Source organism: Leptospira selangorensis, assembly GCF_004769405.1.
Classification (GTDB): Bacteria; Spirochaetota; Leptospiria; order Leptospirales; family Leptospiraceae; genus Leptospira_B; species Leptospira_B selangorensis.
This window is the reverse complement of sequence record NZ_RQES01000016.1, coordinates 128,426-141,275: the sequence shown is the minus strand read 5'-3', so window position 1 is coordinate 141,275 and position 12,850 is coordinate 128,426. Positions and strand designations below refer to the sequence as shown.

Annotated in this window: 14 protein-coding genes; 10 read left to right on the top strand and 4 right to left on the bottom strand. The window is 39.5% G+C overall.

Going from position 1 to position 12,850, the window contains the following annotated elements:
• Position 1: 1 nt before the first annotated feature.
• Positions 2 to 1,024 (bottom strand): DUF2804 domain-containing protein, encoded by a 1,023-nt coding sequence (locus tag EHO58_RS11145; RefSeq protein ID WP_135679964.1) that lies wholly within the window; start codon positions 1,022 to 1,024, stop codon positions 2 to 4.
• A gap of 137 nt (positions 1,025 to 1,161) precedes the next feature.
• Here EHO58_RS11145 and EHO58_RS11140 point away from each other — a divergent pair, with 137 nt between their 5' ends.
• Complete coding sequence (locus EHO58_RS11140) at positions 1,162 to 2,049, top strand: LIC_13029 family protein (RefSeq protein ID WP_135679963.1); 888 nt, start codon at positions 1,162 to 1,164, stop codon at positions 2,047 to 2,049.
• Positions 2,050 to 2,092: 43 nt separating this feature from the next.
• On the opposite strand, the gene EHO58_RS11135 is transcribed toward EHO58_RS11140, so the two are convergent.
• Positions 2,093 to 2,686, bottom strand: a complete 594-nt coding sequence (locus tag EHO58_RS11135; protein WP_135679962.1) for a DUF6962 family protein — start codon at positions 2,684 to 2,686, stop codon at positions 2,093 to 2,095.
• Between the two features lie 95 nt (positions 2,687 to 2,781).
• Between EHO58_RS11135 and EHO58_RS11130 the strand changes: the two genes are divergently transcribed.
• The 7 genes from EHO58_RS11130 (at position 2,782) to EHO58_RS11100 (ending at position 8,384) form a co-directional block, all read left to right on the top strand.
• Positions 2,782 to 4,065: a hypothetical protein gene (locus EHO58_RS11130; protein WP_244241139.1), complete on the top strand. Its 1,284-nt coding sequence runs from the start codon at positions 2,782 to 2,784 to the stop codon at positions 4,063 to 4,065.
• A 61-nt stretch (positions 4,066 to 4,126) separates the two neighbouring features.
• Entirely contained in the window at positions 4,127 to 4,948 is an 822-nt protein-coding gene (locus EHO58_RS11125; protein WP_135679960.1) for an aldo/keto reductase, read from the top strand.
• An 83-nt stretch (positions 4,949 to 5,031) separates the two neighbouring features.
• Entirely contained in the window at positions 5,032 to 5,481 is a 450-nt protein-coding gene (locus EHO58_RS11120) for a MarR family winged helix-turn-helix transcriptional regulator (RefSeq protein WP_135629142.1), read from the top strand.
• Between the two features lie 103 nt (positions 5,482 to 5,584).
• Positions 5,585 to 6,022: a DoxX family protein gene (locus tag EHO58_RS11115; protein WP_135629141.1), complete on the top strand. Its 438-nt coding sequence runs from the start codon at positions 5,585 to 5,587 to the stop codon at positions 6,020 to 6,022.
• Between the two features lie 322 nt (positions 6,023 to 6,344).
• The gene (locus EHO58_RS11110; protein ID WP_135679959.1) at positions 6,345 to 7,700 is read left to right on the top strand and encodes a sensor histidine kinase; all 1,356 of its coding nucleotides are present in this window, start codon (positions 6,345 to 6,347) and stop codon (positions 7,698 to 7,700) included.
• Positions 7,701 to 7,764: 64 nt separating this feature from the next.
• A complete protein-coding gene (locus EHO58_RS11105; protein WP_135679958.1) occupies positions 7,765 to 8,046 on the top strand; it encodes a GNAT family N-acetyltransferase in 282 nt (93 codons plus the stop codon).
• Positions 8,043 to 8,384 (top strand): VOC family protein, encoded by a 342-nt coding sequence (locus EHO58_RS11100; protein WP_135629138.1) that lies wholly within the window; start codon positions 8,043 to 8,045, stop codon positions 8,382 to 8,384. Before EHO58_RS11105 ends, EHO58_RS11100 begins: the two co-directional genes overlap by 4 nt.
• Here EHO58_RS11100 and EHO58_RS11095 read toward each other — a convergent pair.
• Both EHO58_RS11095 and EHO58_RS11090 read right to left on the bottom strand, forming a co-directional pair.
• A complete protein-coding gene (locus EHO58_RS11095) occupies positions 8,381 to 9,619 on the bottom strand; it encodes a BaiN/RdsA family NAD(P)/FAD-dependent oxidoreductase (protein WP_135680152.1) in 1,239 nt (412 codons plus the stop codon). The genes EHO58_RS11100 and EHO58_RS11095 overlap by 4 nt on opposite strands.
• Before the next feature lie 10 nt (positions 9,620 to 9,629).
• Entirely contained in the window at positions 9,630 to 10,496 is an 867-nt protein-coding gene (locus EHO58_RS11090; RefSeq protein ID WP_135629136.1) for a pirin family protein, read from the bottom strand.
• A gap of 75 nt (positions 10,497 to 10,571) precedes the next feature.
• Here EHO58_RS11090 and EHO58_RS11085 point away from each other — a divergent pair, with 75 nt between their 5' ends.
• Both EHO58_RS11085 and EHO58_RS11080 read left to right on the top strand, forming a co-directional pair.
• Positions 10,572 to 11,042, top strand: a complete 471-nt coding sequence (locus EHO58_RS11085; protein WP_135679957.1) for an LIC13081 family protein — start codon at positions 10,572 to 10,574, stop codon at positions 11,040 to 11,042.
• A 103-nt stretch (positions 11,043 to 11,145) separates the two neighbouring features.
• Positions 11,146 to 12,849, top strand: a complete 1,704-nt coding sequence (locus EHO58_RS11080; protein ID WP_135679956.1) for a hybrid sensor histidine kinase/response regulator — start codon at positions 11,146 to 11,148, stop codon at positions 12,847 to 12,849.
• Position 12,850 lies beyond the last annotated feature (1 nt).

Genomic DNA, 12,850 nt, shown 5'->3' with positions numbered 1-12,850 from the left:
ACTACCAAAGAGACCTATGGAATTCAGTGAAACCCCAAACATCTTTGATCTGGACTTCCTTTCCTTTTTCCGGTCTAAAACTTCCTGAAAATTTTCCTACAAATTGTCTGAAATATAATTTAGTCCAGATCAGATTCACTTTTTCTCTTCTTTCTCCCTTTGGTTCGAATTCCAAACGGATACGTCCATCTTCGTCCCAAAGTCTCCATGGTTTGTACGGATCTTTATGAGAAAAATCGAATATACATCTACTGACTCGTTGCCTTTCGGAATCGATCCAGTAAGCATTCTCCGGAAAAAAACTTTCGTTTACCAAAGCGGCAAAATTAGCGCCTATCTTGGTCCTATCCGGCAGCACGGAAGAGAACGCTGCCCAATACCAATTTGTCTCTCTTCTTAAATAACCACCAGACCAATCATAGACCATGGTAGTCCTGGAAGGATCTCGGACCAGTTCCTTCTTCTCATATTTTACACTGATACGATCAGGTATCAGAGGAGAACATTTTTCAGTGAATGTCCAACGACTTGGCTCGGAAGGATTTAGAACTCTAAGAGGATTATGAGTGATCAGAGAATACGGGAATTCTCCAGAGATCTCCAATTTATTTCCAAAGTTTGCATCTAGTAGAAGTTTTCCTTCCGAATGGGACTTGCGGATATTCAGAAAGGACTTTCCCTTTTTGAAAGAGATCTCGTATTCATCCGGATTAGCGGGGAATTTTAAGGCAAGACCTAAGTCGGGTCCTTTTACATCGAATTCATAGACCTTACCCTGATCGAATTTATACAGATACGCAAACACGTTATACGCATATCCAAGACTCACTGCCGCTATCCCGACCAAGCAGTCTTCCATCATGATCCCTAGATAATTGAAAGAATGGAAAGCGAACTTCTTTTTGAGCCCTTTGATCTCTTTTCCGAAAAAATCCAGAAGAGTAAAATCATGATGATTGAATTCGATCGGACCATCCCAAACTCCATAGTGTACTTGATTTTCGGGTCCGATAATTTTTTGCATAGATTTCGCTCGATTTTCGAACGCTTAGTTGAAAAATCAATGGGATTTCTACCTCATCAATCAAATCTGCTTTACAATTAACTTTTTCATACCAAGATCGACCTAACAATCGTTCGGGAATATCGGCATAACCATTCATGGGAGAAATCCAGAGCAAGCCAGCAGGAAGCAGAGAAATTCTCGAAGCTTCTGACTTAAAAACTCTGAAAGATAAAAAAACTTCCCGAGAGATCTCAGTTCTTCTCTATCGAGTTTTATTTCGAAGCGATGAGGTCCGGGGAGGCTCGGTTAAAGTAGTCAAAGAGACTTTTATCCGTACCCATTCCAATCACCCGGAACAATTCCCTATCCTAGACAGAGCCAAATTCGTTCGGGATATGATCTCGGTATTCAAGACTTCTACCGTACTCAATCCTGAAAAGTTAGAGTCATTCTTTGCCAGTGTGCATGCTGCATTTCAAAGCGAGATCAGATATTTATTAGGTAAGTCCACTCAGTTCACTTTCGATATCATGTTCCAAGTGATAGAATCTATCCTTCAAGAGATGAGTCACCCGGAAGACCAAAGAACTGTGGATGTAAAAGATAGGGAACTGATCTTAAAACATTTTAGAGCATATAACGATCTTTCTAAATTTTTCAATAAGATGGGAACTTCTAAGGCAGTGATCGATAAGAAGGACGAGATCATCACTGAGATCTCTATCAATCATAAGGAAATCACGATTGTTTCTATCGAGAATATGTTCAGAAATATTTTGGCCCAGATACTTCTTTCCCGTAAGTACAATTGTGGGACTCTGATCGATAAATGGTCTACTGAATACGGCTTTGGTCCGGAACAAGCCCAGTCTATGAGAAATTATATCCAAGAGACTGCGCCTCTGACGGATTTTAGGACACAATACGCTAACGCATTACGCGCTATTGGAACTGAGAATGATATGGACTTAATGTTCCTTAGAACTCTATCCAACTATTATTCTTCTTGGGTAACTCAGGTATCCGAACAGATCCCTGCTTAAGAGAAGAAGTGCCGCAGTATTAAAACCGCAGCATCCTTTAAAATTATCCGATTCTTTTTAAAGAATATCCTAGGCAATAAGAAGCTGCCGCTAATCCATAATGGAATATATCCACTCTAGGAAATCCTGCGATTGTTCCTACAGTTCCGATCACAAGCCCGGATAGAATGAAGAGCAAAGCCCCCGCGATCCCATACAATGCTGCTGTCTTATGAGAACCTTTGTATTTTTGGATACATACTACCAAAACTGCGATCAATGCAATCGCTCCGATCAAGGTAGTGTATAAACCTAGAGGATAAAGATAACTTAATATAGCTAAAACCAATAAGATTAAGCTTAGAAGGTTCCAAGTTTTACCGTTTATCTTTCCGAAACCTGCATTAAAAAATGCGATCCCGATCCAAGGAACTCCAACCACTCCTGCAATATGCACGATAGGTCTATAAATTGGGCTGATCCAATCTCCGCCCAAAAAGAAAACCACACCAAGAAGAGCGCCTAATCCAATCAGAAAAAGACCATAGGCTCCTCCTTTTTTAGAAACATTTCCTTTAGCGGAAGACTGGACGGAAAGACCGCCCCATATGGCGAAGATCGCCAATATTAAATCCGAAATAGCAGTACTAATTTGCATGACGAACAAAGAATCCGATCCGAATCAAAATGCAAGAAGGATTCGTTTTAAAATTGATTTTCCTTGAGTCTTCTTTATTCTCAGGACTTTTTATTATGAGTTTAGAATCTTGGATCTCTGGAACAGATAGTATTCTTAAGGAAACTAAAAATCCTTATTCAGGCGGATGTATATTCGTTATTGGGATTTTGGCTTTTTGTGTATTTGGAAGTATTGCTTCTTTATTTTTCGGAGTATTATTCTTAACGGGAGAAGATAAACTTTTCCCAGGTTTCGGATTCTTTTTCTGCATTTCGCTCGTTACTATTTTTATCATTACGATGAGAAGTTACAGAAAAGCATCTCATATAGTTAAAACGATAGAGATCCGAACAAACACTTCTCTCCTTTCCCTGAGAGAGACAGGCAAGTCGGATGTAGAACTTCCACTTTCAGAATTTATATCCTATATGGTCTTATTCAGAGCCGAAAGATCCTCATCTACCGGAACTAGTATCAACACGAATAGCACTTGGAAATACTGGGACTTATACTTGGTATATAGAGATGGAAGTTGTATTTTATTAGAAACTTTTAGAGATGGGAATTCCCTTAAACAAGGTTTAGAATTTTTTAAAACAAAACTTCCTTTGCCTGTTTTAGACAGATCGGATCTAAGACTCACCAGTCCAGAATCAAAAGATATCCCTCATAAACAAGATCCTAAAAAGATAGAACCTTCTAGTTGGGTCAGAACTGAATCGAAAGACCAAGGAACCAAAATAGAAATTATAGAACCCAAATCTATAGGGAGAACATTTATCACACTGCTCGTTCCTGCCCTGTTCTATGGAGCATGGTTTACGGTCGTAAATTCTTTCTTAGAGAATTTTGAAAATATGATCTTTTTAATCTTCCTGATCCCATTCTCTATTTTCTTTCTGGGAATTACCACAGTGATGACTGTTTTTATTTTATTCAGAAAGACAGAGGTAGTCGCAAATTCACTCGAATTAAAACTTCGTTATTCCACCAGGATACCTATTTTAAACAGTTTATTATATAAGGAAAGAAGTATCCCCCTTTCTTCTATCCGAAATGTGCGCACGATACGAATGGAACAGGACAATCAAATACTCTGTGTCGCATTAAAGTCTTCTAATGGATTCAAACAAAGAACATTCTTGGATTTTCTGTATAATGTCCAAGGAGTGAATCTTTCCGCTAAACAACTCCCAGGAGATGTCGAACTTCTAGGAATTATAACCCTGGGCTCTTGGCTTCCCAAAGGTCCGGGATATAGTGATCTAGTATACGCGGAGAATGTATTAGAATCCGTTTTGGGCCTTAGAGAAGAGTCCCTAACATTCTCCGATTTGGCTCCTTCTACTAAAAAATAAAACCCTTTGTTTTGAATGTAGAATGGATCGGAATTAAAAACGAAGGAGTCTAAGGACAAGTATGCAAAATTTAACCTTAAATCAATCCATCCGACTCAATAACGGAGTAGAAATGCCGGTATTCGGTCTAGGGGTTTGGAAAACAAGATCCGGAAAAGAATGTATAGATTCAGTTTTGAATGCGTTAGAATTCGGATACAGACATATAGACACTGCTAAAATTTACGGAAACGAATCGGATGTGGGGGAAGCCATTAAAAAAAGCGGGATCCCAAGAAAGGAATTATTTATCACCACAAAACTTTGGAATAGTGACCAAAGAAATCCACGCAAGTATTTAGAAGAGTCCTTACAAGCCCTAGAACTGGACAAAATAGATTTGTATCTCATCCACTTTCCCGTAGCAGGAACCAGAAAACAAGCATGGAAAGAATTGGAAAAGGCCTATAAAGAAGGTTTGGTCCGAGCGATAGGAGTAAGCAATTATACAATCCCTCACTTACAGGAATTATTCGAGTACGCAGAGATTACCCCTACAGTAAACCAAGTGGAATACCATCCATTCTTAAACCAAAACGAACTTCTAAACACTTGCAAAAAGAATAATATAGTTTTGGAAGCATATAGCCCCCTCGCCCATGGCCAAAAAATTTCGGACCCAAAACTTGCAACTTTTGCTGCAAAATATGGAAAAACTCCTGCTCAAATTCTTATTCGTTGGGCAATCGACAAAGGATTGGTTGTGATCCCAAAATCAGTTAAAAAAGAAAGGATCTTGGAGAATTCCCAAGTATTCGATTTTAAACTGAGCGAATCGGATCTGGCAGAAATAGAAACTTGGAATGAGAACTTTCGGACCTGCTGGGATCCAACCGGGGCTTAAATAGACTTAGGTTTAGCTTCTTTTTTTGTTGACTTTTTTCTTTCAGGGAGGTCTATACATTAATAGTTCAATCTTAAAGTATTATGGCCACTCATTATAAAGGAAAGCCTAGAGATATAAAGGTACTCGATGCCTATATCAAATTGAGTCGTTGTGCGGATTCCATTCGCACAATGGAGGAAAAATTCCTTAACCAGTATAATCTGACCAGCGGCCAATTTGGATGTTTGGAAACCCTATATCATCTTGGCCCTATGTGCCAAAAAGAGATTGGTCAAAAAATATTTTCCTGCGAAGGAAATATCACACAGATCATAGACAATTTAGAAAAAAGAAATCTAGTGATCAGAGTCAGAAGTGAAGAAGACAGACGTTATTTTATCATCAATCTTACCGACAAAGGAAATGAGCTCATCGGAACTTCTTTCCCTGATTATTTGGAGCAGTTGAAGGGCAAGATGTCCTGCCTCAGCGACGAAGAACTCAAAAATTTAGGACAGATCTGCAAGACTGTCGGACTCAAATCCGCGTAATATGAAGGAGGGATCTATGTTTTTCGGATTTTTCGGCCCATTACTTTAATAATAAACTATTAAACAATAGACTATATCAACACGAATCATTCAGGAGGTAAGCATGATTCAAAAAATTCTCAAAACGGACTCGGATATAACATCCCTAATTCTAAGGATAACACTTGCAGTTGTGATGTTCCCACATGGAGCACAAAAGGTACTAGGCTGGTATGGCGGATACGGATTCTCCGGAACTTATGCATACTTAACCGGCGCAGGCTTTCCCGGTTTCTTGGTTATACTTTTATTCATCGCAGAATTTTTGGGACCTATCGGATTACTTTCGGGTCTTCTTACAAGAGTAGCCGCAGCAGGGATCGCAGTCGCAATGACAGTCGCGATACTTCCTCATACAGAGCACGGTTTCTTTATGAACTGGGCAGGAAGCCAAAAGGGAGAAGGTTTCGAATTCCATCTATTGATGGTAGCAATCTCCTTAGCATTGGTGATCAAGGGAGGAGGAAAACTTTCCTTGGATGGAGCGATCTCCAAAAACTAAAACGAACATATACCTAACTACCAACTTCAGAGAGGTCTTCGGACCTCTTTTTTTTATCCAAAGAATGTTCTGATCTTTCGAATAACGTGCAATTTTCGCGACGAAAAATTGTTTTAAAAAACGATTCGGATTTCTGAAAAAATAAAAAACTAATCAGAAGTATTTAGTATTCAATTTATTTCAGACTATTACTTGAAGAAGAGAGAATAGGATCTTACATAATTCATTATGAAAATAGAAACAATTAAAATTCCCTACCGCTTTTTATTCGAACTAGAGTATCATAGTTTTAATAGGTTCCTGTAGTCTATTTATAACAACTATGGAAAAAGGAAAAAAATCCGGTCCACTTGATCGGATTTTCAAATCTATCCAAGGATATCTAACTCCAAAGGCTCCGGTCTCTTCCGGACTTTCATATTGGAGAGAACTCATCTTAACTTCTATCTTATTCAGTATGACCATACTCGGGACCATCGTATATTTCCCGAGCGTGTATCTTGCATGGACGGAAGGTAAAACGGAAGTTTTATGGGTGGATTCGCTTTCATTAGGATTGATCTATATTCTTCTACTTGCCAAAAGAATAGATTTTTCGGTCAAAGCGACATTGATCCTTACAATGAATTATTCTTTAGGACTTTCTCTTTTAATATTCGTGGGACCGGAAGGAGGAGGATTACTCTGGCTATTTCCTTTTCCGGTATTAGCGGGAGTTCTATTCGGCCTTACCCCTTCCCTATTCGGACTTCTCGCAAATATGATCGCCGTCTTTATAGCATCTAGAGCTCAATTTTACATGAGCCTCCCTTGGTCTATGGCTCCGGAAAGATTATACGTTGTAGGCCTAAACTTCCTGATTGCCAATACGATCGTATGCGTTCCTTTAACTATTCTAATGAGAGGATTGCAAGAAAGTGTGCAGAGAAGGCACGAATATCTTACAAACCTTAGATTAAGAAAAGCTCATATATATAGATCTAAACGTACTTTAGAAAAAGAGATCGCCACTAGAATAGAGATCGAAAGGACCTTAGAAGAAAATTTAAGAGAGAAAGAAGTTCTTCTTCACGAGATCCACCATAGGGTTAAAAATAATCTACAGATCGTTTCCGGAATGCTGAACTTACAAAATATGTATTCTACCGAATCATCTACTTCCGAAGTTTTATCTAAGGCACAGAGCAGGATCACTGCGATGGCGATGATCCATGATCATCTCTATAAGCAGGACAAATTCGCGAATGTGGATATGAAAACTTATTTAGATTCTCTTTTAAGGCATCTAGTCACCTCCTATTTCCCGTCAGGGAATCGGATCGGTTTCGAAGCGGATATGGATCCAGTTAGACTTTCAATGGAGAAGGCAATTCCTTGCGGCCTGATCGTAACCGAGCTTATCTCAAACTCTCTCAAACATGCGTTTCCAAACGAGTCAAAAGGGAATATTTTTGTTCAGTTAAAGGTAAAAGAAAATAAGGTCCATCTTACAGTGAAAGACGACGGTGTAGGAATGCCAAGCATCCAAGAGTGGTTCGGGCAAACTTCATCTAAAAAGCAGGACCAGGATTCTTCTTTGGGTCTGATGATCATTCGATCGCTTTGTAACCAACTCAAGGCGGAACTGGATCTGAAAAATACAGGCGGGACTTCCGTTTGCTTGATTTTTAAAACTTGATCGGATTCCATAGTTTTGGCTCTACAAAATCTTTTCCAATAGAGTCGAATCCATAGAGGGCAAAATGAATTCAGTCCAACACGATGTTGCCGGCAAAAAATTCCTGATCTTACAAGACGGAAGAGAGGCTCATTTAGTTTATAGAGAGATCGGCTCCCATGTTTGGGACTTATATCATACTTTTGTTCCGACCGATTTCAGAGGAAAAGGGATCGCGTCCCAACTTGCGGAGGCTGCCCTAAAAGCAGCAAGAGCGGAAACTAAAAAGATCATCCCGAACTGTTCATTTGTACAAACTTATCTCAAAAGACATCCCGAATATTCAGATCTGGTGATTATGGAATGATCCATCATATAGCCATTTCCACACAAGATCCCGAAACATTAAAAAAATTTTATATAACTATCCCCGGTCTGTCTTTCGAAAAGGACCATTTTTATGGGGACGGTAAACTCAGATCTTCCTGGTTTTTGTCGGGAACCACTCGTATCATGATAGAAAAAGAAGAAGAGCCCAAGGCACCTCATGCACTCATCTTCTCCGCACCAAAAAAAGAAGAAAGAGAAAGAATAGATTCCTTATTCGGGAATTCATTTATAGAAAAAACTGATTATACTAAATATTTTAAAGATCCGGATGGGAATCGTTTGGGATTTAGTTCTTATCCGGAACCCTGGGATTAATTTGTCGCCAAGGCCTTAGCGGCAATATAAGAAGTGGTCCAAGCGTTTTGAAAATTGAACCCACCTGTGATCCCGTCTATATCCAAAACTTCTCCCGCAAAATAAAGTCCCGGACAAATCTTACTTTCCATTTTGGAAAAGTCCACTTCCTTGCGACGAACTCCTCCGCAGGTCACGAACTCATCTTTAAAAACTCCTTTGCCAGAAACTTTTAACACGGTTCTTTTTAAGATCTCTTCCGCTTGGTGGATTTCTTTGGAAGAAATTTCGGACCATCTTTTTTCGGTTCCGCAGGACTTCTCCCAAACTCTTTCCCAAAATCTGGAAGGTAGATCGAATTCGGAACGACTCCCCGGTTTTTTAGAAGGACTGTCCTTCTTCTTTTCTAAAAATATTTCTCGTAACTCTTGTCTTGAATGATTCGGGACCCAATCCACAAGTAATTCCGCTTTATAATCAGAATCGAATAATTCTCTAGCAGCCCAGGCAGAAAGTTTCAAAACTGCAGGACCACTCAAACCCCAATGGGTGAACAGGATCGGACCTCTTTGTTTTAGTTTAGAATTTTTGAATATAATTTCTACATCCGAGACTGTAAGCCCTTGGAATCCATCCAATAAAGGATCTGAAATCTCAAAGGTAAATAAGGAAGGGACAGGAGATTCTATAGAATGGCCCATATTCTCCAGCCAGCCCCAAACCTTTCGGGAAGATCCGCTTGCTACCAGAACTGAATCGAAGTATTCTTCGCCTTCCTCAGTTTGTATCCTGAATCTTTTACCGTTGGGATCCTCATTTTTATAAATTCCCAATATAGAAATTTTGGTTTGGATCCTTACTCCTGATTTTTTGGCTTCTTCTAATAAACAATTTATGATTGTTTCGGAGTTGTCGGTGGTAGGGAACATTCTACCGTCGTTTTCAGCCTTTAACTTCACTCCTCTGGATTCGAAAAAGCGGATCGTGTCTTTTGGTTGGAATATTTCAAAGGCCCTTTTAAGTTCCTTCTCTCCTCTTGGATAACGTTTGGATAATTCTTCCGGATCAAAACAGGAATGAGTGACATTACATCTTCCTCCTCCCGAAATTTTAACTTTGGAAAGTACATTTGGAGATTTTTCGTAAAGAGATACGGAGACTTTCCCTTCAGAGAGAATTTTGGTCTGGATCGCTCCGAAAAACCCCGCGGCTCCTCCGCCGATCACTGCTAATTTTTTAGTTTGGACTTCTTCCATGAATGGGGAGTTATATTGTCCCCATTTTTCCCGCGGAATAATCCTCAAAAGCCTGTTGTATTTCCTGAGGAGTGCTCATCACAAAAGGGCCATAACGTGCCACAGGTTCATTCAGAGGTTGTCCTCCTAGGATCAAAACTTCCCAGGCAAAATTTTCGGGGGCGCGAAGGCCTATACTACCTTCTCCGCCTTGGTAAAATACAGTCTCACCTTCTACTAGATCATGCTCAGCATCTGCATCGATTACGGTACCTTCGCCAACGAACGGGTATGCCAGAATATTATAATCTTTTGGCACAGGAACTTCCGCATAAGAACCTGGAGAAAGTTTCAAATGGAAGAATACAATCGGGGTTTGAGTTTGGATGATCGCATTGGTTCCCCAAAGGTCCCCTGCAATTACCTTTGCCCAAACGCCGTCTTTTTCTGCCACAGGTAGCTCGGATGAATCCATTTCCTGATAATTCGGGGAAATAAGTTTTTTATCCCTTGGGAGATTAACCCAGATCTGGAATCCATGCATTCTTCCACCTCTAGATTGAAAATCAGCGGAAGGAAGTTCCGAATGCACAAGCCCGGCACCGGCGGTCATCCATTGTATGCCACCTTCTTTTAATTTTCCGGCATGTCCCCAGGAATCTCTATGTTCCATCTCTCCGGATAAAAGATACGTAACGGTCTCGAAACCTCTATGAGGATGATCAGGAGCACCTATAGCCTTGCCAGGTTCGTAAACAACAGGTCCCATTTCATCCAAAAGTAAAAAGGGGTCCCAATAAGAAAATTGCGGAACTGGGAATGGTCTTCGGACTGGAAATCCTCCACCTTCCATAGTTTTTTCGGCGATTCTTGTTCCGGTTATTCGTCTAAAACCCATATTTCCTCTCTATATTACATTGGACTCGAAAAAGGATCCTAAGGGAATTCTTTTTAAAGAAAGAGAGAAGTTTCCATGGCGACGACTACTATTGCTTTTACTGTGCCGATTTCTTTGAGCAGAGCGTTCGATTACGTTTCTAATTTCGAACGTTTACCTGACTGGTCGGGAAATATTCTCTCCTTTAAGAAAAATGAAAGTACTCCCGGTTTTCAAGTGAAAACTAAGATTTGGTTTTTCACATGTAAGTTCGAATACCAAATCTTAGAATCGAAGTATCCTAGTAGATTGGTGATGAAGATCAAAAGTAGATTTTCAGATCAGACTGAGACCTTCTCCTTTTATCCCGATCCTAAAGGTTCCGATACGGATACTAAGATCCTTTTTACAAGCCAAATGGAATTATCCGGATTTTCTAAAGTTTTTCGATCCTGGATATTTTCCAAGGTGTTCGAAAATACAAGAAAAGACATCCGAAAACTACAAGAGATACTTTCCCAGGGTAAAACCTTAGGAATTCGTAATTTTCAGGTGATACATGATTGATCCTGAAAAATAATCTCCCAAAAGTTAAATCCTTGTGTTTTTGCTTTCTAAAAGGAGAATATGGCCCATTATTTTTTAGTCTCAAATAATACTACATTTCATTATGGAAAATCTTCCTTATAGCGTCGCTCCCCTCCCTGAAAACGAAAAAGAAAGGGTACAAGCATTAAAACGTTATAGAATTCTCGATACACCGCCCGAGGAAAAATACGACGGAATCATAAAAGCAGCATCCCTAATTTGTGGGACACCCATGGCCTTGGTTTCACTGATCGATTCAGAAAGGCAATGGTTCAAGGCCAGAATGGGTATAAAGGACCAGGAAACTCCCCGGAGAGAATCTTTTTGCCAATTCGCACTCTATGAAAACAAAACCTTGGTCGTAGAAGACGCTCAAAAAGATCCAAGATTCCAACAAAATCCTTTTGTACTCAACGATCCGAATATTAGATTTTATGCAGGTGCTCCTTTAAGAACTCCTGATGGTTATGTTTTAGGTACTTTATGCGTATTAGATTCTCAACCTAAAACTATAACCGAAGCAGAGATACAAGCATTAGAAGCATTGGCAACATCTGTAGTTTCTTTTATGGAATTGGATGCGAAATCCCAGTCATTGATCCAATTACAGTCTGTAGCTTTAGAATTACAAAAAGCTAAAGAACAATTCTTCATCAATATGAACCACGAACTTAGAACTCCAGTACATGGTATTCTAGGAATGGTGGATCTATTACACCAAACGAACAATCCAGAGCTTCAAAAGGAATATCTGGATTCCTTAACTGAAAGTTCGGAACATCTGATCCGATTGATCAATGATGTAATCGATTTTAGTAAAGCAGAATCAGGCTCATTACATTTTAGTTTTAAAGAATTCGATTTAATCTCTCTTTTAGAAAGATACGCAGAAGAGGCATCCGACAAAGCCTTCAAGAAAGGATTAGCATTCAAAACGATTCTTCCCCCTGCGAGAGAAAATATTGATGTAAAATCTGACTCTATCCGAGTCAGACAAATTCTTTCTAATTTAGTTTCTAACGCGCTTAAGTTCACCGAAAAAGGTGGAGTCACTGTAGAGTTGGATATATTAAAGGAAAGTGAAACAGAGATCACTCTTTCTTTGAATGTAAAAGATACAGGCATAGGTATAGAAGCACATCGTATCCCAACCTTATTCGAGGCATTTTCTCAAGCCGATATTTCTATTTCTAGAAAATATGGCGGAACAGGTTTAGGACTTTCTATCTGCAAACGGGTCTGTGAGGCATTGGATTGGAATATATCCGTAGAAAGTGAAGTAGGTAAAGGTTCTAAATTTGTTTTAGAATTAACTCTTCCAAAAGCGAATCTCGTCGAAAAAGTTAAAATCGCTGAATCTAAAAATCGGATTAATTTCGATTTCTCCGAACATAAAGATCTGAAAATCCTTATAGCAGAAGATAATCTTGTTAACCAAAGATTGATCCAAAAGATGTTGGAAAAATTAGGATTAAGTAGTGCTGTCGTTTCCAACGGAATAGATGCATTAGCATATTGGGAAGAGAATGATCTGGATCTTCTTCTTTTAGATATACAAATGCCAGAGTTGAGCGGACTCGAAGTAGCAAGGATCTTAAAGAAAAAACCTAGCACCAGAAAAGTCCCTTGGATCATAGCAGTTACCGCCCATGACAGTACCGAAGATAGGAAAGCTTGCGCAGAAGCTGGAATGGATGACTATCTAGGAAAACCTTTCCGGATAGAAGATTTGGGAGAAAGGATCCAGGAATTTTTAAAAGTCCTTCCTTCCTCCCTGGCTTCCTGAT